This is a genomic window from Streptomyces sp. NPDC006552 (genome assembly GCF_040611655.1).
Taxonomy (GTDB): Bacteria; Actinomycetota; Actinomycetes; order Streptomycetales; family Streptomycetaceae; genus Streptomyces.
On record NZ_JBEXOS010000076.1, the window covers coordinates 18,519 to 37,696 of the forward strand.

21 protein-coding genes and 1 pseudogene are annotated in these 19,178 nt (G+C 73.5%); 12 read left to right on the top strand and 10 right to left on the bottom strand.

Features of this window, described 5'->3' with window-relative positions:
- Window positions 1-61 precede the first annotated feature (61 nt).
- Window positions 62-865 (top strand): site-2 protease family protein, encoded by an 804-nt coding sequence (locus tag ABZY33_RS31130; RefSeq protein WP_356495054.1) that lies wholly within the window; start codon window positions 62-64, stop codon window positions 863-865.
- Here the strand turns inward: ABZY33_RS31130 and ABZY33_RS31135 are convergent.
- The 3 genes from ABZY33_RS31135 to ABZY33_RS31145 all read right to left on the bottom strand — a co-directional run bounded on the left by ABZY33_RS31135 (window position 852) and on the right by ABZY33_RS31145 (window position 3,017).
- Window positions 852-1,049, bottom strand: a complete 198-nt coding sequence (locus ABZY33_RS31135; RefSeq protein WP_356495055.1) for a hypothetical protein — start codon at window positions 1,047-1,049, stop codon at window positions 852-854. The two genes, ABZY33_RS31130 and ABZY33_RS31135, sit on opposite strands and share 14 nt — an antisense overlap.
- A 108-nt stretch (window positions 1,050-1,157) precedes the next feature.
- Entirely contained in the window at window positions 1,158-1,883 is a 726-nt protein-coding gene (gene npdG / locus ABZY33_RS31140) for an NADPH-dependent F420 reductase (RefSeq protein WP_356495056.1), read from the bottom strand.
- Between the two features lie 9 nt (window positions 1,884-1,892).
- Window positions 1,893-3,017 carry a sialidase family protein gene (locus tag ABZY33_RS31145; protein ID WP_356495057.1) on the bottom strand — a complete coding sequence of 375 codons (1,125 nt, stop codon included), beginning with the start codon at window positions 3,015-3,017 and terminating at the stop codon, window positions 1,893-1,895.
- Window positions 3,018-3,181: 164 nt separating this feature from the next.
- Between ABZY33_RS31145 and ABZY33_RS31150 the strand changes: the two genes are divergently transcribed.
- The gene (locus ABZY33_RS31150; RefSeq protein ID WP_356495058.1) at window positions 3,182-3,793 is read left to right on the top strand and encodes a hypothetical protein; all 612 of its coding nucleotides are present in this window, start codon (window positions 3,182-3,184) and stop codon (window positions 3,791-3,793) included.
- Window positions 3,794-3,823: 30 nt separating this feature from the next.
- Here the strand turns inward: ABZY33_RS31150 and ABZY33_RS31155 are convergent, their stop codons facing one another.
- The gene (locus ABZY33_RS31155; protein WP_356495077.1) at window positions 3,824-4,057 is read right to left on the bottom strand and encodes a hypothetical protein; all 234 of its coding nucleotides are present in this window, start codon (window positions 4,055-4,057) and stop codon (window positions 3,824-3,826) included.
- A 67-nt stretch (window positions 4,058-4,124) separates the two neighbouring features.
- Between ABZY33_RS31155 and map the strand changes: the two genes are divergently transcribed.
- Window positions 4,125-5,000, top strand: coding sequence for a type I methionyl aminopeptidase (gene map / locus ABZY33_RS31160; protein WP_356495059.1), 876 nt, complete (start codon window positions 4,125-4,127; stop codon window positions 4,998-5,000).
- Window positions 5,001-5,053: 53 nt separating this feature from the next.
- Complete coding sequence (locus tag ABZY33_RS31165) at window positions 5,054-5,707, top strand: biliverdin-producing heme oxygenase (protein WP_356495060.1); 654 nt, start codon at window positions 5,054-5,056, stop codon at window positions 5,705-5,707.
- A 16-nt stretch (window positions 5,708-5,723) separates the two neighbouring features.
- Here ABZY33_RS31165 and ABZY33_RS31170 read toward each other — a convergent pair whose 3' ends face one another.
- Window positions 5,724-6,401 (bottom strand): PhzF family phenazine biosynthesis protein, encoded by a 678-nt coding sequence (locus tag ABZY33_RS31170; protein WP_356495061.1) that lies wholly within the window; start codon window positions 6,399-6,401, stop codon window positions 5,724-5,726.
- A 199-nt stretch (window positions 6,402-6,600) separates the two neighbouring features.
- On the opposite strand from ABZY33_RS31170, the gene efeO reads away from it, so the two are divergent.
- From efeO to ABZY33_RS31190, 4 genes are read left to right on the top strand one after another with little or no spacing between them, the layout of a single operon-like run.
- The gene (efeO, locus tag ABZY33_RS31175; RefSeq protein ID WP_356495062.1) at window positions 6,601-7,752 is read left to right on the top strand and encodes an iron uptake system protein EfeO; all 1,152 of its coding nucleotides are present in this window, start codon (window positions 6,601-6,603) and stop codon (window positions 7,750-7,752) included.
- Window positions 7,753-7,759: 7 nt separating this feature from the next.
- On the top strand, window positions 7,760-9,058 hold the full coding sequence (gene efeB, locus ABZY33_RS31180) for an iron uptake transporter deferrochelatase/peroxidase subunit (RefSeq protein ID WP_356495063.1): 1,299 nt from the start codon (window positions 7,760-7,762) through the stop codon (window positions 9,056-9,058).
- A gap of 3 nt (window positions 9,059-9,061) precedes the next feature.
- Window positions 9,062-9,907: an iron uptake transporter permease EfeU gene (gene efeU / locus ABZY33_RS31185; protein WP_356495064.1), complete on the top strand. Its 846-nt coding sequence runs from the start codon at window positions 9,062-9,064 to the stop codon at window positions 9,905-9,907.
- A gap of 37 nt (window positions 9,908-9,944) precedes the next feature.
- On the top strand, window positions 9,945-10,928 hold the full coding sequence (locus ABZY33_RS31190) for a hypothetical protein (protein ID WP_356495065.1): 984 nt from the start codon (window positions 9,945-9,947) through the stop codon (window positions 10,926-10,928).
- A 31-nt stretch (window positions 10,929-10,959) separates the two neighbouring features.
- Here ABZY33_RS31190 and ABZY33_RS31195 read toward each other — a convergent pair whose 3' ends face one another.
- On the bottom strand, window positions 10,960-11,682 hold the full coding sequence (locus ABZY33_RS31195; protein ID WP_356495066.1) for a bifunctional DNA primase/polymerase: 723 nt from the start codon (window positions 11,680-11,682) through the stop codon (window positions 10,960-10,962).
- Between the two features lie 136 nt (window positions 11,683-11,818).
- Between ABZY33_RS31195 and ABZY33_RS31200 the strand changes: the two genes are divergently transcribed.
- Window positions 11,819-12,670 (top strand): glycerophosphodiester phosphodiesterase, encoded by an 852-nt coding sequence (locus ABZY33_RS31200; protein WP_356495067.1) that lies wholly within the window; start codon window positions 11,819-11,821, stop codon window positions 12,668-12,670.
- Here the strand turns inward: ABZY33_RS31200 and ABZY33_RS31205 are convergent.
- Window positions 12,639-13,313, bottom strand: a complete 675-nt coding sequence (locus ABZY33_RS31205; protein WP_356495068.1) for a TetR/AcrR family transcriptional regulator — start codon at window positions 13,311-13,313, stop codon at window positions 12,639-12,641. The genes ABZY33_RS31200 and ABZY33_RS31205 overlap by 32 nt on opposite strands.
- A gap of 158 nt (window positions 13,314-13,471) precedes the next feature.
- Between ABZY33_RS31205 and ddaH the strand changes: the two genes are divergently transcribed.
- Window positions 13,472-14,311 (top strand): dimethylargininase, encoded by an 840-nt coding sequence (gene ddaH / locus ABZY33_RS31210; RefSeq protein ID WP_356495069.1) that lies wholly within the window; start codon window positions 13,472-13,474, stop codon window positions 14,309-14,311.
- Between the two features lie 265 nt (window positions 14,312-14,576).
- On the opposite strand, the gene ABZY33_RS31215 is transcribed toward ddaH, so the two are convergent.
- The 3 genes from ABZY33_RS31215 to ABZY33_RS31225 are packed head-to-tail and all read right to left on the bottom strand — an operon-like array spanning window position 14,577 to window position 18,085.
- The gene (locus ABZY33_RS31215; RefSeq protein WP_356495070.1) at window positions 14,577-15,596 is read right to left on the bottom strand and encodes a small ribosomal subunit Rsm22 family protein; all 1,020 of its coding nucleotides are present in this window, start codon (window positions 15,594-15,596) and stop codon (window positions 14,577-14,579) included.
- Window positions 15,597-15,620: 24 nt separating this feature from the next.
- A complete protein-coding gene (locus tag ABZY33_RS31220) occupies window positions 15,621-16,802 on the bottom strand; it encodes a serine hydrolase (protein ID WP_356495071.1) in 1,182 nt (393 codons plus the stop codon).
- Window positions 16,757-18,085: a multidrug effflux MFS transporter gene (locus ABZY33_RS31225; protein ID WP_356495072.1), complete on the bottom strand. Its 1,329-nt coding sequence runs from the start codon at window positions 18,083-18,085 to the stop codon at window positions 16,757-16,759. Before ABZY33_RS31225 ends, ABZY33_RS31220 begins: the two co-directional genes overlap by 46 nt.
- A 102-nt stretch (window positions 18,086-18,187) precedes the next feature.
- On the opposite strand from ABZY33_RS31225, the gene ABZY33_RS31230 reads away from it, so the two are divergent.
- Both ABZY33_RS31230 and ABZY33_RS31235 read left to right on the top strand, forming a co-directional pair.
- On the top strand, window positions 18,188-19,111 hold the full coding sequence (locus ABZY33_RS31230) for a Gfo/Idh/MocA family oxidoreductase (RefSeq protein ID WP_356495073.1): 924 nt from the start codon (window positions 18,188-18,190) through the stop codon (window positions 19,109-19,111).
- Window positions 19,086-19,178: pseudogene (locus tag ABZY33_RS31235) on the top strand (transcription termination/antitermination protein NusG); the annotation flags it as partial. The gene ABZY33_RS31230 and the pseudogene ABZY33_RS31235, both read left to right, overlap by 26 nt.

Sequence of the window (19,178 nt, forward strand, 5' to 3'; positions counted from 1 at the left end):
CGCGCGGGGTACGTTCGGTCACGCCATCGAACCGAATCTGCGAATCCGGGAGCCGTCCGCCATGACCACCGCCACATCCCGCCGCGGCGACCGCAGGATCAGCCCTGTCTTCCTCGGCATCGTCGCGGTGACGGCCGTGACCGGCTGGGCGGTGTGGACGGACTTCGCCTCCCAGCCGGGCCTCGCCGTCTTCCTCTTCGTGACGGGGGCGTGGATCGTCTCGCTGTGCCTGCACGAGTACGCCCACGCGCGCACGGCCCTGCACAGCGGCGACATCTCGGTCGGCGCGAAGGGCTACTTGACCCTCAACCCGCTGAAGTACACGCACGCCCTGCTCAGCATCGTGCTGCCGGTCGTCTTCGTGATCATGGGCGGGATCGGGCTCCCCGGCGGCGCGGTCTTCATCGAGCGGGGCCGCATTCAGGGCCGCTGGCGGCACAGCCTGATCTCGGCGGCGGGACCGCTGACGAACGTGGCGTTCGCCGTCGTCTGCACGGCCCCGTTCTGGCTGGACGCGCTGGACGGGGTGCCGGACACCTTCCGTTACGCGCTCGGTTTCCTGGCGCTGCTCCAGGTGACGGCCGCGATCCTGAACTTCCTACCGGTCCCCGGGCTCGACGGGTACGGGGTGCTGGAGCCGTGGCTGTCGTACAAGGTCAGGCGGCAGGTGGAGCCGTTCGCCCCGTACGGACTGCTCGCGGTCTTCGCCGTGCTGTGGATCCCCGAGGTGAACGGGTACTTCTTCGACGCGGTCGACGCGGTGCTGCGCGCGCTCGGCGTCACCGAGTGGGACACGTACTGGGGCCGCGAGTTCTACCGGTTCTGGCGGGGCACCCCCGAGATCCCGACCTTCACACAGTCGTAGTCGACCCCGTCCGCTGCGCCTTCTCGGCCTTGGCCTTGCGCACGTAGAACCACGTCATGTTCGACGTGACGCCCGCGATGAGGACCCAGACGATCCCGAGGAAGCTGCCCTGGACGAAGGAGACCACCGCCGCGGCGACGGCGAGGACGCAGACGACGAGGGCGAAGAGGGCGATGCGGGGCATGGGGTCGGCTCCAATACGGCACGGCTCGGTGTTCGCCGACCAGTCTCCCCCATGCTCCGCCGCCCTACGAAGGCGCCCTGAACGTACGGAAAGGATAAAGATCCGGCGTCACAGGTCCGTGACGCGCAGGCCCGCGTGCGCCTTGTAGCGGCGGTTGGTGGAGATGAGGTTCGCGACCAGGGACTCGACCTGGTGGGCGTTGCGCAGCCGGCCCGCGAAGACGCCGCGCATGCCGGGGACGCGGGCGGCCAGCGCCTGGACGAGGTCGGTGTCGGCGCGGGCCTCGCCCAGCACCATGACGTCCGTGTCGATCTCCGCCACCGCCGGGTCGGCGAGCAGCACGGCCGACAGGTGGTGGAAGGCGGCGGTGACGCGGGAGTCCGGCAGCAGGGCGGCGGCCTGCTCGGCGGCGCTGCCCTCCTCGGGCGTGAGCGCGTAGGCGCCCTTCTTGTCGAAGCCGAGCGGGTTGACGCAGTCGATGACGAGCTTTCCGGCCAGCTCCTCGCGCAGCGCCGCCAGGGTCGCGCCGTGTCCCTCCCAGGGCACGGCGACGATCACGATGTCGCTGCGCCGCGCGCACTCGGCGTTGTCGGCGCCCTCGACGCCCTCGCCCAGTTCCGCGGCGGCGGCCGCCGCGCGGTCGGCGGCGCGGGAGCCGATGATCACCTTCTGGCCGGCGCGGGCGAACCGGTAGGCGAGGCCCTTGCCCTGCGGCCCGGTGCCACCGAGCACGCCGACGACGAGCCCGGACACGTCGGGCAGGTCCCAGGGGTCCTTGGCCGGGGCCTTGGGGGCGTTCTTGTCGCTGCTCGTGGCGCTGTCGTGGGAAGTCATGGCCCGACCCTACTCAGCGGTTCCCCTCCCGCCGAGCAGGGCCACGGGCAGCCGCCGGAAGGTGATCGTCTCGTACGCGGAGAAGTCCCCGGTCTCGTAGAGCAGGCCGACGGTGGCGTCGTCGACGCGGACGAGGTCGCTGTAGGCGGCGGGCAGCCCGTCGAGGGGGACGGAGTGCGCGGGGTGCCAGGTGGTGCCGCCGTCGAAGCTGCGGCGCACGGTCATCAGGGCGCGGAGGTCCGGGTCGGCGGGGCCCGAGTAGAGCAGCACGTCCGGGTCGCCGAGGTGCAGGAGGCTGCCCTCGACCACCGGTCCGACGAGCCCGGCCTGCGGCCGGAAGGGTTTCACCAGGTGCTCGCCGCCGTCGCGGGAGCGGGCGTCGGCGCGGGTGCCGGGCGCGGGCGAGTCGTTGCGGGTGTTGAGGTACAGCTCACCGCACGGGAGTTGGGCGGCGGTGGTCTCATTGGCGTTGATCCGGCCGTCGGGGTCGTCGTCGACGTAGCCGATCCGCCAGGTCACGCCGGAGTCGTCGCTGAGCAGGCAGTGGCCGCCGTCGTACTTGCCCTCGGTCCCGGTGTCGGCGCCGGTGGGCGGCAGGGAGTGGTTGGCGGGGACGACGACGCGGCCCTCCCGGGTGAGCAGGGCGTGCCCGGGCGTGGTCGCGTACCAGCGCCAGTCCGCCTTCTTCACCTGCGCGGTGATCTCCCGGCCGGGCGTCCAGGTGCGCCCCGCGTCGTCGCTGGAGGTGACCCAGACCCGGCGCCCGTCCGCGTCGGCGATCTGCCCGCGGCGGATGGCGTCCTCGGTGGCGGCGGCCGCGTTGCGCATGTGGACGAGCAGGACGCGTCCGGAGGCGAGCACGACGGGGGCCGGATTGCCCGCCAGGTCACGGCCGTCGGCGACGACGACCTGGAGCGGGCCCCAGCTGCGGCCGCCGTCGACGGACCGGCGCAGCACGAGGTCGATGTCGCCGCTGTCCGCGGCGGAGGAGCGCCGGCCCTCGCAGAAGGCGAGGAGGGTGCCGTCGGGCGTGACGACGGCGGCCGGGATGCGGAAACTCGCGTAGCCGTCCTGTCCGGCGCGGAAGGGCACGGACGCCGGCGACGGCTCGGGCTGCGCTGTGGAGGCGGACATACGCGTCATGGTTCCCGGCCCAGGACAACGGCGGGTGAACTCCGGCTGTCCCGCACGGCCGCCGCCCCCGCCCCCCTGCGGACGCGGCCGGGGAGTGACTCGTACGGGCGGTCCTGGTGCGAACGGGCTGCCGGGCGGGCCCGGTTGCGGCACCATGCCACCCCATGGACGCCGTACGAGTAGCCCTGCTGCGTGAGGTTCTCGCCGGGACCGAGTGGCTCGCCGCCACCCGCCGTTTCGCCGGGGGGCTGCGCTCCTCGGTGACCGCGCACGGCGGCGGGCTGCTCCTGGTGGGCTCCGCGGCGTACGAGCCGTGGCACCTGGCGGCGCACCTGGTGGACGAGGCCGCCTGGTCGGGCACGCCCGAGCTGGCGCCGACCCTCGTGCGGCACGCGGCCCGGCCCGAGGACCCGGCCCACCTGGCGGTCGGCCTCGGCCGGCTCGCGGCGGCCCGGCGCGGCGAGACGCTGCTCGTGGTGGCGCCGGACGCGGCGGGCGCCCCGCTCCTGGAGCGGGTGCACGACGCCCGGCGGGCCGGGGCGACGGTCCTCGCGCTGGACGCGGAGCCCCCGGCCAACGGGGACCTGCACGCCCTGGCGCACGACGCGCTGACCGTGCCCGGCTCCACCGACCTCGACCTGGACACGGTGCAGCACCTGGTCAGCGCGGCGGCCGGGGAGAACGCGGGGCACACCGGGCGCGGCCGGCGCGGCCTGCGCGACCGGCTCTCGCGCCTCGCCGACCAGCTGACAGCGCCGCCGCCGGCCCGCTGGTGAGCGCGGGGGCGGCGGCCCGCGCCCGGCGGCCTACCCTTCGCCGTCCTCGCCGCGCGCCGTGGCGTCGTGCCACTTCGGATCGGTCTCCCACTGCAGGTTCTTCTCCCGCGCGGTGGCCATGGCGTGCTCCGCCTCGCCCCGCGTCGGGTACGGGCCGAACCGGTCCTTGGCGGGGCAATCGGGCCCCTCCTCGACCTTCTGGTGCTCCAGGCAGTAGAACCACTCGCCCGGCTTTCCGACGGTCCGCTTCTTGAACAGGGCCACGGCCGACTCCTCTCCTTCGAACACTCAGGGCCATGGTCCCCCACGGCCGCTCGTTACACTCGCTGGCATGTCTGGCCAGTCGACGCACTCGTCACCCACCGTCCTCGTACCGGGGGAACAGTCCCCGATCCGTTCCGTGCCGGGCAACATCCGGCGCCCGGAGTACGTCGGCAAGCCCGCGCCGGCGCCGTACCGGGGGCCGGAGGTGCAGACCCCCGAGACGGTCGAGGCGATGCGCGTCGCGGGCCGGATCGCCGCGCAGGCGATGGCCGAGGCCGCGAAGGCGATCGCGCCGGGCGTCACCACCGACGAGCTGGACCGGATCGCCCACGCGTACATGTGCGACCACGGTGCCTACCCTTCGACGCTCGGATATCGCGGCTTCCCCAAATCGCTGTGCACAAGCGTCAACGAGGTGATCTGCCACGGCATCCCCGACTCCACGGTGCTGCGGGACGGGGACATCATCAACCTCGACGTGACCGCGTACATCGGCGGTGTGCACGGGGACAACAACGCCACGTACCTGGTGGGCGAGGTGGACGAGGAGTCGCGGCTGCTCGTCGAGCGCACCCGCGAGTCCCTCGACCGCGCCATCAAGGCCGTCAGGCCGGGCCGCCAGATCAACATCATCGGCCGCGTCATCGAGTCGTACGCCAAGCGCTTCGGCTACGGCGTCGTGCGGGACTTCACCGGGCACGGCATCAACACGTCGTTCCACTCGGGCCTCATCGTGCCGCACTACGACAGCCCGCACGCGACGACGGTGATCCAGCCCGGCATGACGTTCACCATCGAGCCGATGCTGACGCTCGGCACGTACGAGTACGACATGTGGGCCGACGGCTGGACCGTCGTGACCAAGGACCGCAAGCGCACCGCCCAGTTCGAGCACACGCTGGTGGTCACGGAGACGGGCGCGGAGATCCTGACACTGCCGTAACCGGGCCGGGTCGGGTTAGGCTCCCCTAACTTGACTTCGTCCGCGGAGGCCTCATGGACCCCTCGTTCTCCACTCTGATCCGCACCGCTTCGCACGAGCAGCACACGGAGGCGGAGACCTCGACCTTCATGAGCGACCTGCTCGGCGGCGGCCTGGGCGTGGACGCCTACGCGCGCTACACGGAGCAGCTGTGGTTCGTCTACGCCGCCCTGGAGGAGGACGCGGCGCGGCTGGCGCGGGACGAGGTGGCGGGCCCCTTCGTCCGGCCGGAGCTGCTGCGCCTGCCCGAGCTGGAGCGCGACCTCGCGCATCTGCGGGGCACGGGCTGGCGGGAGAGGGTCTCGGCGCTGCCGGCGACCGCGGCGTACGCGGCCCGGATACGGGAGTGCGCGCGGTCCTGGCCGGCCGGGTACGTCGCGCACCACTACACGCGCTACCTCGGCGACCTCTCGGGCGGGCAGATCATCCGCGACAAGGCGGAGCGGACCTGGGGGTTCGCGCACAAGGGGGACGGGGTGCGGTTCTACGTGTTCGAGCGGGTCGGCAACCCGGCGGCGTTCAAGCGCGCGTACCGCGAACTGTTGGACGCGATCGCCGTGGACGAGCTGGACAAGCAGCGGGTCGTCGCCGAGTGCAAGGCCGCTTTCGCTCTGAACACCGGGGTCTTCCGTGCCCTGGGTGAGGAGTTCGCGGCCGACGCCGCGTAGGGGTGCCCGCGCGGGTTCAGGAGTGCAGGCGGACCCGGCCGCCCAGTTCGAGGTAACCGTCCGGCTGGGGGGCCGTCAGGAGCTGGGAGCCCGCGCCCTGGCGGATGTTGAGGGCGCGGTCCAGGTGGGCGGTGAGCAGCAGCGCCGCCGCGCCCGTCGCCTCGTCCTCCTCGATCCCGTCGCCGCGGCCGGGGAAGCCGCGCGCCCTGACCCGGCCCGCGGCCTCGTCCTCGAAGGCCCAGGCGTAGACCCACTCCCCCGGCGGCGGCACCCGGAGCGCGTCCACCTCGGCCGCCGAGCCGTACCGCCGCAGCGTGCGCGGCGGGGCCCACTCCGGGCGCGCCTCGATCCAGCAGAACTCCCCGTCGAGCCGCGCGCCGACGACCCCGGCCGGCACGACCAGCTCCGCCAAGTCCAGCAGCCAGGCGGCTCCCACGCAGGGGTGGCCGGCGAAGGGCAGGCGCAGTGTGGGCGTGTAGATGTCGAGGACGCCGCGCTCGGGGTCGTCGACGAACACCGTCTCGCTGAAGCCCAGGTGGCGCGCGAGCGCCTGGCGGCTCTCCCGGGAGGGCAGGCGGGTTCCGTCGCGCACCACCCCGAGCGCGTTGCCGTGCCGGCCGTCGGGCCCGCAGAAGACCGCGAGCACGTCGTGGGCCGGTACCTCGGCCGGGGAGTCGTTCGGCGCGTCGTTCACGGGGGCAGTGAAGCATGCCCCCGCCGCCGCTTGACCGTTTCTTGGGCAGTGGTTGGGTCGCTCTAGGGTCGGTCGTGTCCGGGCCGCGACCCGTGGATCGACGTGAGAGCTGAATCACGGGACGAGTGGGTAGCGCTAAGGGAAGCCTCATATAAGTTAGGGCCGCCTTAGTACTGCTGTGTACTTTCTTGGAGCCCGCATGCGAGCCGTCCGTCTCTCCGCCGCCACCGCCCTCGCCACGGCGGCGGCCCTGACCGCTGTCACGGGCTGCACCGAGAAGAGCGACGCCAAGGGCGGTTCCGGCGCTATCGCGGTGACCGCCACCGACGACAGCTGCAAGGTGTCGCGGACCGAGTTCCCCTCCGGCCACGTCGAGCTGGCCGTCGAGAACAAGGGCTCGCGCGTCACCGAGGTCGAGATCCTCTTCCCCGACGACCGCATCGTCTCCGAGCGCGAGAACATCGGCCCCGGCACCAAGCACACCCTGACCGCCGAGGTGAAGAGCGGCGCCTACCGCATCGCCTGCATCCCCGGCATGAAGGGCAAGGGGCACCGCCAGGACGTGACGGCGACCGGCGGCAAGGCCGTCAAGCGCGACCCGCGCCTCGACAGCGCCGTCGCCGCCTACCGCCGGTACGCCCAGGAGCAGGCCGACGCGACGCTGCCGAAGGTGAAGACCTTCACCGACGCGGTCCGCGCGGGCGACCTGGAGGGCGCCAGGAAGGCCTACGCCCCCTCCCGCATCGGCTGGGAGCGCACCGAGCCGGTCGCCGAGTCGTTCGGCGACATCGACCCCAAGGTCGACGTGCGCGAGGACGGCCTCGAGGACGGCCAGGACCCGAAGACGCAGTGGACCGGCTGGCACCGCCTGGAGAAGGCGCTGTGGCAGGAGAAGAAGATCGGCAGCCGCGAGAAGGAGCTGGCCGGCCAGCTCGACAAGGACCTGAAGGACTGGCAGAACCGCGTCGGCCGCGCCGAGATCACCCCGACCTCGATGGCCAACGGCGCCAAGGAACTGCTGGACGAGGTCGCCACCGGCAAGGTCACCGGCGAGGAGGAGCGCTACTCGCACACCGACCTCGTCGACTTCAAGGCCAACGTCGAGGGCGCCGAGAAGGCGTACGGGCTGCTGAAGCCGGTCGCGGCGGAGAACGACGCGGCGCTGACCGGGCGGCTCGACAAGGAGTTCGCGGCGCTCGACAAGCTCCTCGACACCTACCGCAAGGACAAGGACTCCTACGAGTTCGTCTCCTACGACAAGGTCGGCAAGGCGGACCAGAAGCGGCTGTCCGACGCGGTCAACGCGCTCGCGGAACCGCTGTCGAAGCTGGCCGCCGCGGTCGTCAAGTAGGCAGCACATGACCGGAACAGACCCCGAGACCACCGAGACCCCCGAGGAATCCGCCGTGCCGGACACCTCCGCCGCCCCGTCCCGGCGCTCCCTGCTCGCGGTCGGCGGCGCCGGGCTCGCGCTCGGCGCGGCCGCCGCGGGCGGGGCAGCCGCGCTGACCCGCTCCGACGACGACGCCATGGAACCGGCCGCCGAGTCGGGCGGCGCGGTGCCGTTCCACGGCGCGCACCAGGCGGGCATCGCCACGCCGGTGCAGGACCGGCTGCACTTCGCGGCCTTCGACGTGACCACCGGCGACCGCGCGGAGTTCGTCCAGCTCCTCAAGGAGTGGACGCGGGCCGCCGCGCTGCTGACCGAGGGGCGGCCCGTCGGCGACGGCGCGTACGGCGGGCTCGCCGAGGCGCCGCCGGACGACACCGGCGAGGCGCTCGGCCTCAAGCCGTCCCGGCTCACGCTGACGATCGGCTTCGGGCCCTCGCTCTTCGACAAGCACGGGAAGGCGTTCGGGATATCCGGGCGCCGGCCCGAGGCGCTGGTGGAGCTGCCCAAGTTCCCCGGCGACAACCTCGACAAGAACCGCAGCGGCGGCGACCTGTGCGTCCAGGCCTGCGCGGACGACCCCCAGGTCGCCGTGCACGCCATCCGCAACCTGGCCCGCATCGGCTTCGGCAAGGTCGCCGTCCGCTGGTCGCAGCTGGGCTTCGGCAAGACGTCATCGACCACCCCGGGCGCGCAGACCCCCCGCAACCTGATGGGCTTCAAGGACGGCACCCGCAACATCGCGGGCACCGAGACCAAGCGGCTCGACGCGCACGTGTGGGCGTCCGGCACGGACTGGATGAGCGGCGGCTCCTACCTCGTCGCCCGGCGGATCCGGATGAACATCGAGACGTGGGACCGCACCTCGCTGCAGGAGCAGGAGGACGTGTTCGGGCGGGACAAGGGCGAGGGCGCGCCGGTCGGCCGGGCCAAGGAGCGCGACGAGCCGTTCCTGAAGGCGATGAAGCCGGACGCGCACGTGCGGCTCGCGCACCCCGACGCCAACCACGGCGCGACGATCCTGCGCCGCGGCTACTCCTTCACCGACGGCACGGACGGCCTGGGCCGGCTGGACGCCGGGTTGTTCTTCCTCGCCTACCAGAAGGACGTGCGCACCGGGTTCATCCCCGTGCAGCGGAGCCTGGCCGCGGGCGACGCGCTCAACGAGTACATCCAGCACGTGGGTTCGGCGGTCTTCGCGGTCCCGCCGGGCGTGCGGGACGCCAAGGACTGGTGGGGCCGCGGCCTCTTCGAGAACGGGGCCTGAGAGATGTTCGCGAACTATCTGATCGGACTGCGCGAGGGTCTTGAGGCCAGCCTCGTCGTCTGCATCCTGATCGCCTACCTGGTCAAGACGGACCACCGGGACGCGCTGAAGCCGGTGTGGCTCGGCATCGGCGCCGCCGTCTGCCTGGCGCTCGCGTTCGGCGCCGCCCTGGAGTTCGGCTCGCAGGAGATGACGTTCAAGGCGCAGGAGGCGCTCGGCGGTTCGCTGTCGATCGTCGCCGTCGGCCTGGTGACGTGGATGGTGTTCTGGATGCGGCGCACCGCGCGGCACCTCAAGGCGGAGCTGCACGGGAAGCTGGACGCGGCGCTGCGCACGGGGACGGCCGCACTGGTCCTCACGGCGTTCCTCGCGGTCGGCCGGGAGGGCCTGGAGACGTCGCTGTTCGTGTGGACGGCCGTGCACGCCACCGGCGACGGCACGGTGGAGCCGGTGGCCGGCGCGCTGCTCGGCCTGGCGACGGCGGTGCTGCTGGGCTGGCTGTTCTACCGCGGCGCGCTGCGGATCAACCTGGCGAAGTTCTTCACCTGGACCGGCGCCATGCTGGTCGTCGTGGCCGCGGGCGTCCTCGCGTACGGCTTCCACGACTTGCAGGAGGCCGACTTCGTCGGGGGGCTGAACACGCTGGCGTTCGACATCAGCTCCACGATCGCGCCCGACGGCTGGCTCGGCACGCTCCTGAAGGGTGTCCTCAACTTCCAGCCGGACCCGACCGTCCTCCAAGTCGTCGTCTGGTGCGTGTACTTGGTGCCGACCCTGGCCCTGTTCCTCGCGCCGCCCGGGCTGCTGTCCCGCAGGGGCGAGGCGCTGGGTGCTCCCTCTTCCCGGTAGGGTTCGGCCCCGGGAAGGGGAAGGTGAGAACAACGTCATGAGCGAGTTCCGGATTGCGCCCGGCAGGCCCGTCGCGGCAGCGGTGGCGGCGGTCGTGCTGTCCCTCACGGCGAGCGGCTGCGTGACCGTGCACGGCGAGCTCGAGGTGGTGCCGACGACCACGCGGGCGCGGGCGGCGCGGGCCCTGGACACGTTCGTCACCGCCTACAACAAGGCGGACCGCACCTACGACCGGGCGGCCGACGCGAAGTACGTCACGGGCGCGCTCGGCGCGATCGACGCGGCCAAGCTGAAGGCGGGCCGGGTCGTGCACCCCGGCGGCAATCCGGCCCACAAGCCGCTGAAGCTCACCGACACGCACATCACCGTCCCCAAGAAGGCGGGCTGGCCGCGCTGGTTCGTCACGGACAGCGCCAACAACCGAGTCGCCGGCTCCCGGTGGGTCATGGTCTTCACCCGCGACGACGTCCAGGAGCCCTGGGCGGTCTCGTATCTGACCGTCTTCCGCGGCGACACCTTCCCCGCGCTGAAGAAGGACGCGGACGGCTGGGGCGAGGCCGTGCCCGCCGACGCGAAGGGGCTCGCGATGCGGCCCGGCGACCTGAGCGGCGCGTACGCCCGGTACCTGAAGAAGGGCGGGGCCGGGTTCGCGGCCGGGGCGTACACCTCCCAGTGGCGGGCGGCGCGCGAGAAGAACGAGTCGCGGCCGGGGCTGACCACGCAGTTCATCGACGAGCCGCTCTCCGGCGGCGACTACGCGCCCGTCGCGCTGCGCACCGCGGACGGCGGGGCGCTCGTCCTCTTCGCCACGCGGCGCTTCGAGAAGCAGACCGCGTTCGCGGGCAGTGACCTGCCGGCGATGAGTCCGAGCGTGAAGGCGCTGATGTCGGGCGACGCCAAGCAGTCGGCGACGTACGGATTCGTCTCCAACCAGGCGGCGCTCGTCCCGGCCGGCGGCTCCGAAGGCGGGGTCCGGGTGCTGAACCGGGTCGAGGGGATCACCACCGCCGAAGGGTCGTGAGCCGGACCGGCGCCGGCGGCACACGGACGGTCTACGGCCACGCCGAGGTGTAGTCCGGCTCCGCTCCCGCGTGCCGGGCGCAGGCGTCGGTGAGGGTCTCCAGCAGGGTCAGCGGGTCCGGCAGCGGGTGCTCGGGGCCGCGGACCCACCGCACCGAGCGGTCCGCGGGCAGCCGCGCCGGCGGGATCAGGACGTACGAGCCGCGGCAGTGCCAGCGCATCCCGGGGTGCTCGTCCATCGTCTCGGGGTGGCAGTCCAGCTCGCAGGGCCACCACTCGTCCTCGTCCTCGGGCGTCCCGCGGGTCGCCGTGAAGAAGAGCATGCGCTCGCCGCCGGAGTCGGCGACGGGCCCGACGTCGATGCCGCGCGACAGCAGCCGCTCCAGCGCTTCCCGGCCCGCCTCCAGCGGTACGTCCAGGACGTCGTGGACCATGCCGGTCGCGGTGATGAAGTTGGCCGCCGGCTGGTGGCGGGCCCAGCGCTCGATCTGCCCGCGGTCCGTCGTGGACTGGGTCTGCCAGGCGAAGGAGACGGGGTGCCGGCCGGGGGTCGGACAGCCGATGCGGTTGCAGGAACAGCGGTAGTCGGCGGGGTACGCGGCCGGGGCGAGCGGCAGTCCGGCGGCGGCAGCGGCGAGGAGCAGGGGCTCGCGGTCCTCGTCGGCCCGGGTCTCCTTGGGTGCTCTGGCCGACTTCAGCCACCGGGCGAACCGGCCCGGACCCGAGCGTGCGCTGTCACCGTGCTCCGCGCCCATCTATCCCCTCACCACACATCGCCGTGCCGGGTGCCGGATGAGCCCCGGACCACCATGGTCCCACCATCCCGCTCCCGGAGGGGCCACTGGGTGTCATTGTCCTGAATGAACCTGTTTGCGTGCCTACCGTGGGGCCATGGCCCTCCTTGCCGCCCGGACCGTGCCGGTCGTCGGATTCGTCGGCGCCCTCTCTCTGACCGTGCTGGCCTTCGCACCCCCGCTCACGGGCGGCAGCGCCCCGCTCACCCTGGAGTCCCTGCCCCGCGTCGTGTACACCGCGCACCGCGGCGGCGCCCTGGAAGTGCCGGAGAACAGCATGTCGGGGCTGACCGCGGCCTTCGCCCGCGGCACCGCGCAGATCCTCGACTTCGATACGCGGATGCTGCGCGACGGCACGCTCGTGGTCCTGCACGACCCGACCCTGGACCGGACGACCTACTCGCACGGACCGGCCGGCGCGCTGGACCGGGCGGGGTGGCGGCGCGTGCGGCTGCGGCCGGACGGCGCGCTGCCGGGCCTGTGGCTGCCGGAGCCGCCGCCGACGGTGGCCCAGGTACTCGACCGGTTCGGCGGCCGGAGCGTGCTGATGCTGGAGGCCAAGGACCCGCCGGGCCTCACCGGGCTCGCCCGGCTGATCCGGGCCCGCGGGCTGACCCGCTCGGTGCTGGTGAACTCCAACAGCCCGGCCGTCGCCGCCCGCGCCCACCGGCTCGGCCTGCTCACCCAGCTGTGGCGCTCCGCACGCCAGATGCGGACCGACCGGCCCGCGCTGTGGGCCCCCTACGTCGACGTGCTGGACATGGACCACGCGGCGCGCGACGCGGATCTGCTGCGGGCGGTGCGCTCGGGGGTGCCGCACGTGTGGGCGCACACGGTGAACACGCCGCGGGAGCGGGACCGGGTGCTGCGGCTCGGCTGCGACGGGGTGATCACGAACGCGCCGGGGCTGCTCGCGCTCACGCCCCGGGGTGCGCCGGGCGGGCGCTGATGCCGTAGAGGGCGTACTCGACGAGCGCGTCGGCGTAGGCGTGGTCGAGCGGGCCGGTCTCCTGGAGCCACCGCTGGGCGAGCGGCCCGGAGAAGAGGTCGCGGGCGATCTCGGGATCGACCTCCGGGCGGACCTGGCCGGCGTCCTGGGCGGCGCGCAGCCGGGCGGCGTAGAGGTCGAGGCCGGGCATGAGCAGCTTGGCGACGAACTCACGGGCGAACTCGCGGCTGGCCACCCCCTCGGCGGCGAGGGCGCGGGCCGGGGCGTCGAAGCGCGGGTCGAGGAGTTCGTCGACGGTGGCGCGCAGCACCACCTTGAGGTCGGCTTCCAGGTCGCCGCTGTCGGGCAGGGCGACCGGGTCGAGCGGCACCCCCGGGTGGCCCTCGGCCGCGGCCCGCTGGTTGTGCTCGTTGAGGTCGATGAAGGCCTCCATGAGCACCTGCGCCTTCGATCCCCACCAGCGGTAGATCGTCTGCTTGCCGACACCGGCGCGGGCGGCGATGCCCTCGATCGTCGTCCGGGGGTAGCCGATCTCGCCGACCAGGGCGAGGGCGGCATCGTAGATCGCGCGCCGCGAGCGCTCGCTGCGGCGGGTGGAGTCGGGGACCGTCTTCTTCGGGGCGCGGCTGGGCGTGGCTGACATGGTTCGAATGTAGCAGCGAGCGAGGCGAGACGTGCCGTCTCGGAAGGGCTGTCGCGACCCGCCGTTGCCCCGCAAACCACCCGTTCGGTGCACATCCCCGGACGCGCTCGCGACCGCACCATGGGCGCACCAGTCCCTGCGGTTGTGAGGAGCCCTCATTGCGTAAGCCGTATCGCGGGAGTTCCACCGGACGTCGCGCCACACCCCGGCGCTACCTCATGTGCCCACCGGCACACTTCAAGGTCACCTACTCGATCAATCCGTGGATGGACCCGGCGAAACCCGTCGACGTCCCTCTCGCCCTCGCGCAGTGGGAGGACCTGCGCGACCGGTACCGCGCGCTCGGCCACACCGTCGAGGTGCTCGCTCCCCGGCCCGGACTGCCCGACATGGTCTACGCGGCCAACGGGGCGACCGTCGTCGACGGCCGGGTGCTCGGGGCGCGCTTCGCCCACCCCGAGCGGGCGGCGGAGGCCGCCGCCCACCTGGAGTGGTTCCGCGCCCACGGCTACGCCGAGGTGCACGAACCGGTCCATGTGAACGAGGGCGAGGGCGACTTCGCCGTCACCGCCTCGTACGTGCTCGCGGGGCGCGGGTTCCGGGCGTCGCCGCTGTCGCACGCGGAGGCCCAGGAGGTACTCGGGCGGCCGGTGATCGGGCTCGACCTGGTCGATCCGCGCTTCTACCACCTGGACACGGCGCTCGCCGTCCTGGACGACAGGACGGACGACGTCATGTACTACCCGGCCGCGTTCTCGCCGGGCAGCCGGGGCGTGCTGCGCCGGCTCTTCCCCGACGCGCTGATCGCCGAGGAGGCCGACGCGGTGGCCTTCGGCCTGAACTCGGTCTCGGACGGCCGCCACGTGCTGCTGCCGCAGGGGGCGGTGGGACTGTCCGGGCCGCTCAGGGAGCGCGGGTATGTGCCGGTCGCGATGGATCTGTCGGAGCTGTTGAAGGGGGGCGGCAGCGTGAAGTGCTGCACGCTTGAGCTCCGCTGAGCGAGGGATGTGCCCGCGCCGTGGGGGCGTCTCCTTGCCCCCGGGCGCGGGCGCGTCGTGGTTGGTCGCGCAGTTCCCCGCGCCCCTGAAGGCATGCGCCCCGCGCAGCTTCCCCGATGGAGGTCGCGCACGAAGTGCGCATCTCCAGGGGCGCGGGGAACTGCGCGAGAAGCCCCACCGGACCCGCGGCCGCCACGCGTGCATCCCCACCGCGGCCCCGGGCAACACCGCGTTCAGCTCCATCGACGCCCCGGGCGGAAACCCGTCACCCCCGCGGCAGCGGCCACGCGTCGCCCCAGTCCGCGTCCCGGGCCTCCTTGTAGGCCGCCCCGTGCTTCTTCGTCACCGTCGTCCTCGTCAGGGCGACCTCGGGAACGCACAGGTCGAGCAGGACCTGCCCCTTGCGGAGCTGGGGGCGCCGGACGATCCGGGCGGGGGCGGGGGCCGGCGGGAAGCGGGTCGCGGCGACGTAGGAGAACTTCTCGTCCTCGTACGCCAGGGACCCGCCCTTGATCTGGCGGTGCAGCGAGGAGCGGCTGACCCGGGCGGAGAAGTGGCACCAGTCCTCGCCGGGGACGATCGGGCAGGGCCCGCTGTGCGGGCAGGGGGCCGCGATGTGCAGGCCCGCGGCGATCAGCCGGTCCCGGGCCGCGATGACACGGGCGTACCCGTCGGGGGTGCCGGGCTCGATGACGACGACGGCGTCCGTGGCGGCCCCGGCCGCGGCGTCGACGACGGCCGCGCGGTCGCTCTCCGTCAGCTCCTTCAGGACGTAGGAGATCGTCACCAGGCCATGGGCGCCGAGGTCCGCGCCGGCGCCGATGCGGCCGCGTTCCCAGCGGACCGAGGCGTGCAACGGGCCGTCCGCGGCGGCCAGTTCGCGGCCGAGGTCCAGCGCGGGCTGCGACCAGTCGAGGACCGTCGTGGGGCGCTGCCCCGGCCACACCGCGCGGGCCGCCCAGACCGCCGCGCCGGTGCCGCCGCCGATGTCCAGCTGGCCCCCGGGCGCCCAGTCGGCGGGTGCGGCGGCGGCCAGGGCGTCCAGGGCCGAGGCGACCGCCTCGAACGTGGCCGGCATCCGGTAGGCCGCGTACGCCGCGACGTCCGCCCGGTCGCGCAGGATGGGCGCGTCGGTCGGGGTGGTGCCCCGGTAGTTCGCGATCAGCCGCTCCACGGCGCGGGCCGCCTGCGTGGGCGGCAGCCCGGCGAGCAGCCCGGCCAGTGCCGAGCGGAGGGTCTCGGCGGGCTCGGCGGCGGGGGGCGCGGGACGGTTCGGGGCGTTCACCCGGAGCATCCTAGATGCCCGGGGTCAGGAGCCGGGCGGGCCCGTGACCGCTCGGGCCAGCCGGGTCGCCGCGGCCGCGCGCGGCACGTTGTCGGCGCGGCGGCGGCGCGGGTGGACCGTGTTGGCCAGCAGCACCAGGAACGTGTCGGTCGCCGGGTCGAGCACCAGGGACGTGCCCGTGAACCCGGTGTGCCCGGCCGCCCCCGCGCCGGCCAGCTCGCCCATGAACCACGGCTGGTCGATCCGGAAGCCGAGCCCGGGCGCCGTCAGCATCAGGTCGACGAAGTCGGGGCCGAGGATACGGGCGGTGCCGTACGAGCCGCCGTTGAGCAGGGTCCGGCAGAGCACCGCCAGGTCGTACGCCGTGGCGAAGAGTCCGGCGTGGCCGGCGATGCCGCCGAGCGCCCAGGCGTTCTCGTCGTGCACCTCGCCGCGGAGCATGCCGCGGTCGGCCTTGGCCCAGGGGCGGCGCTGGTCCTCGGTGGCGGCGGCGCCGGCCCGCGGCCCGTACGAGGTGGCGGTCATGCCGAGGGGGCGGGTGATGCCGTCGCGGACCAGGACGTCGAGCGGGCGGCCGGTCAGGCGCTCCAAGAGGTGCTGGAGGAGCAGCATGTTCAGGTCGGAGTAGACGTACTCCCCCGGCTTCGAGGACGGCGCCTCGGCGCGCAGCAGGGCGAGGCGGGAGGCGGCGTCCGGGGCCGCGTACAGCGGGAGTTCGGGGCGCAGTCCGGAGGTGTGGGTGAGCAGGCCGCGGACGGTGACGCCGTACTCGGCCGCGGCCGTGAACTCGGGGAGGTAGGCGCCGACCCGCGCGTCGATGCCGAGCGTGCCGCGCTCGATCTGCTGCACCGCGGCGATCGTGGTGAAGAGCTTGGTCAGCGAGGCGAGGTCGAAGGGGGTGTCGGCGGCCATGGGGACGCGGGCGGCGAACGGCAGCCCGAGGCCGCGGCCGGCCGTCTCGTCGTACGCGGCGTACCGCACCGCCCAGCCGCAGGCGTCCTGCGCGGCGATCACCGGGCCGCGCCCGGCGAGCACCACGGCCCCCGCGCACCAGGGGCGCGGACCGTCGGTGAGCAGGCGCACGTCCTCGACGAGCCGGGCGATCTGCCCGGCGTCCAGACCGGCCCGCTCGGGGGTGCCGTAGCGCAGTCGTGGGGAGCTCAGCGCTCCGTCACCTCCTTCGTCGTCCGGGCGGCGTGCTGCCACGGGCGGCACAGTGCCAGGAAGGCGACGCCCGCCGCCAGCCCGCAGACGAGCTGCACCAGCGCCATCGGCACGGCGGTGCGCTCGCCCGCGATGCCGACGAGCGGCGAGGCGACCGCGCCGATCAGGAAGGACGAGGTGCCGAGCAGGGCGGAGGCGGAGCCGGCGGCGTGCGGGGTGCGCAGCAGCGCGAGGGCGTTGGTGTTGGGGGTGGCGAGCCCCATCGACGCCATGAGGACGAAGAGGCCCGCGGCGACGGGGACGACGCCGAGGTCACCGGGGTCGCCGAGCGCGCCCGTGGCGACGAGGAGCAGGAAGGCGGCGGCCAGGACGATCAGGGTCAGGCCGGTGGCGAGGACCTTGTCGAGGCTGACGCGGCCGACGAGGACCTTGCCGTTGAGCTGGCCGACGGCGATCAGGCCGACCGAGTTGAGCCCGAAGAGCAGGCTGAAGGTCTGGGGCGAGGCCCCGTAGATCTCCTGGATGACGAAGGGCGAGGCGCTGATGTACGCGAAGAGCGCGGCGAACGCGAAGCCGCCCGCGATCATGTAGCCGGTGAAGACGCGGTCGGCGAGCAGGGAGCGCATGGTGCGCAGCGCCTCGGCGGTGCCGCCGGAGTGGCGCCGCCCGGGCGGGAGGGTCTCGGGCAGGAACCGGCCGACGACCGCGGTGAGCGCGATGCCGATGGCGGTGAGCACGACGAAGACGCCGCGCCAGTCCGTGACGCGCAGGATCTGGCCGCCGATGAGGGGCGCGACGATCGGGGCGACGCCGGATATCAGCATGAGGGTGGAGAAGAAGCGGGCCATCGCGACGCCGTCGTAGAGGTCGCGCACGACGGCGCGGGCGATGACGATGCCGGCCGCGCCCGCCAGGCCCTGGAGCAGCCGGAAGCCGACGAGCAGCGCGGCGTTCGGCGCGAGGGCGCAGATGGCGGTGGCGAGGATGTAGACGACCAGGCCGGTCATGAGGGGCCTGCGGCGGCCCCACTTGTCGCTCATCGGGCCGACCACGAGCTGGCCCAGCGCCATCCCGGTCAGGCACGCGGTGAGGGTGAGCTGGGCGGTGGCCGCGGAGGTGTGCAGGGCGCCCGTTACCTCGGGCAGGGCCGGGAGGTACATGTCCATGGAGAGCGGCGGCACCGCGGTCAGCCCGCCGAGCACCAACGTGACGAGGGCGCCGGTGCGAACGGCCGTCTTCGGTACGGGAGTCGGGCCTGTCGGCCGGGCGCCCGGCACCTGCCGTGCCGTCCGCGTGGTGCTCCCCGTAGGTCCGCTCTCCGCCATCCCGTCGCCCCTCGTTCCCTTTCGTCTCTCCCGGCCGTACGTGCGATTACCTATGCTCTCAGCTCGACGGAGTGACCGGGACCGACGACGGAGGCGGCAGGGATGGCAGCGGAGCGTGTGCGGTGGGGGATTCTCGCGACGGGAGGGATCGCGGCGTCGTTCACGGCGGGGTTGCTCGATCTGCCCGACGCCGAGGTGGTGGCGGTCGGTTCCCGGTCCGAGACCTCGGCGAAGGCCTTCGCGGAACGGTTCGGGATCGAGCGGGCCTACGGCGACTGGGCCTCGCTCGCCGCGGACGACTCCCTGGACGTGGTCTACGTGGCCACGCCGCACACCGCGCACCGGAAGGCGGCCGGGCTCTGCCTCGAGGCGGGGCGCGCGGTGCTGTGCGAGAAGGCGTTCACGCTGAACGCGCGTGAGGCCGAGGAGCTGGTGACGCTCGCTCGCTCGCGCGGCCTCTTCTTGATGGAGGCCATGTGGATGTACTGCAATCCGCTGATCCGGCGGCTGAAGGCGCTGGTCGACGACGGCGCGATCGGTGAGGTGCGTACCGTGCAGGCCGACTTCGGCCTGGCCGGCCCGTTCCCGCCCGCCCACCGGCTGCGGGACCCCGCGCAGGGCGGCGGGGCGACCCTGGACCTCGGGGTGTACCCGGTGTCCTTCGCGCAGCTGCTGCTCGGGGAGCCGGCGGAGGTGACCGCGCGGGCGGTGCTCTCCGAGGAGGGCGTGGATCTGCAGACCGGGATGCTGCTGTCCTGGGCGAGCGGGGCGCAGGCCGTCCTGCACTGCGCGATCAACTCCGGTACGGGGGTGACGGCCTCGGTGACGGGGTCCGCCGGGCGGATCGACGTGCCGGCCGGGTTCTTCCATCCCGAGCGGTTCGTGCTGCACCGGGACGGGCGGGACCCCGAGGAGTTCGTGGCGGCGCCGGAGGACGGGCCGCGGGATTCGCTCCGGCACGAGGCGGTCGAGGTGATGCGGAGGGTCCGGGCCGGTGACCGTCGACCCGGTCGCCGCCCTCCGTGACGAGCTGCGCGGCCTGCCCGGCGAGTGGTACGTGATCCACACCTACGCGGGCTACGAGAAGCGCGTG

What these genes read in the sequence shown, in the direction of transcription:
- ABZY33_RS31130 (WP_356495054.1), top strand. Translation starts at nt 62, where the DNA reads ATGACCACCGCCACATCCCGCCGCGGCGACCGCAGGATCAGCCCTGTC.
- ABZY33_RS31135 (WP_356495055.1), bottom strand. Translation starts at nt 1,049, where the DNA reads ATGCCCCGCATCGCCCTCTTCGCCCTCGTCGTCTGCGTCCTCGCCGTC.
- npdG (WP_356495056.1), bottom strand. Translation starts at nt 1,883, where the DNA reads ATGACTTCCCACGACAGCGCCACGAGCAGCGACAAGAACGCCCCCAAG.
- ABZY33_RS31145 (WP_356495057.1), bottom strand. Translation starts at nt 3,017, where the DNA reads ATGTCCGCCTCCACAGCGCAGCCCGAGCCGTCGCCGGCGTCCGTGCCC.
- ABZY33_RS31150 (WP_356495058.1), top strand. Translation starts at nt 3,182, where the DNA reads ATGGACGCCGTACGAGTAGCCCTGCTGCGTGAGGTTCTCGCCGGGACC.
- map (WP_356495059.1), top strand. Translation starts at nt 4,125, where the DNA reads ATGTCTGGCCAGTCGACGCACTCGTCACCCACCGTCCTCGTACCGGGG.
- ABZY33_RS31165 (WP_356495060.1), top strand. Translation starts at nt 5,054, where the DNA reads ATGGACCCCTCGTTCTCCACTCTGATCCGCACCGCTTCGCACGAGCAG.
- efeO (WP_356495062.1), top strand. Translation starts at nt 6,601, where the DNA reads ATGCGAGCCGTCCGTCTCTCCGCCGCCACCGCCCTCGCCACGGCGGCG.
- efeB (WP_356495063.1), top strand. Translation starts at nt 7,760, where the DNA reads ATGACCGGAACAGACCCCGAGACCACCGAGACCCCCGAGGAATCCGCC.
- efeU (WP_356495064.1), top strand. Translation starts at nt 9,062, where the DNA reads ATGTTCGCGAACTATCTGATCGGACTGCGCGAGGGTCTTGAGGCCAGC.
- ABZY33_RS31190 (WP_356495065.1), top strand. Translation starts at nt 9,945, where the DNA reads ATGAGCGAGTTCCGGATTGCGCCCGGCAGGCCCGTCGCGGCAGCGGTG.
- ABZY33_RS31195 (WP_356495066.1), bottom strand. Translation starts at nt 11,682, where the DNA reads ATGGGCGCGGAGCACGGTGACAGCGCACGCTCGGGTCCGGGCCGGTTC.
- ABZY33_RS31200 (WP_356495067.1), top strand. Translation starts at nt 11,819, where the DNA reads ATGGCCCTCCTTGCCGCCCGGACCGTGCCGGTCGTCGGATTCGTCGGC.
- ABZY33_RS31205 (WP_356495068.1), bottom strand. Translation starts at nt 13,313, where the DNA reads ATGTCAGCCACGCCCAGCCGCGCCCCGAAGAAGACGGTCCCCGACTCC.
- ABZY33_RS31225 (WP_356495072.1), bottom strand. Translation starts at nt 18,085, where the DNA reads ATGGCGGAGAGCGGACCTACGGGGAGCACCACGCGGACGGCACGGCAG.
- ABZY33_RS31230 (WP_356495073.1), top strand. Translation starts at nt 18,188, where the DNA reads ATGGCAGCGGAGCGTGTGCGGTGGGGGATTCTCGCGACGGGAGGGATC.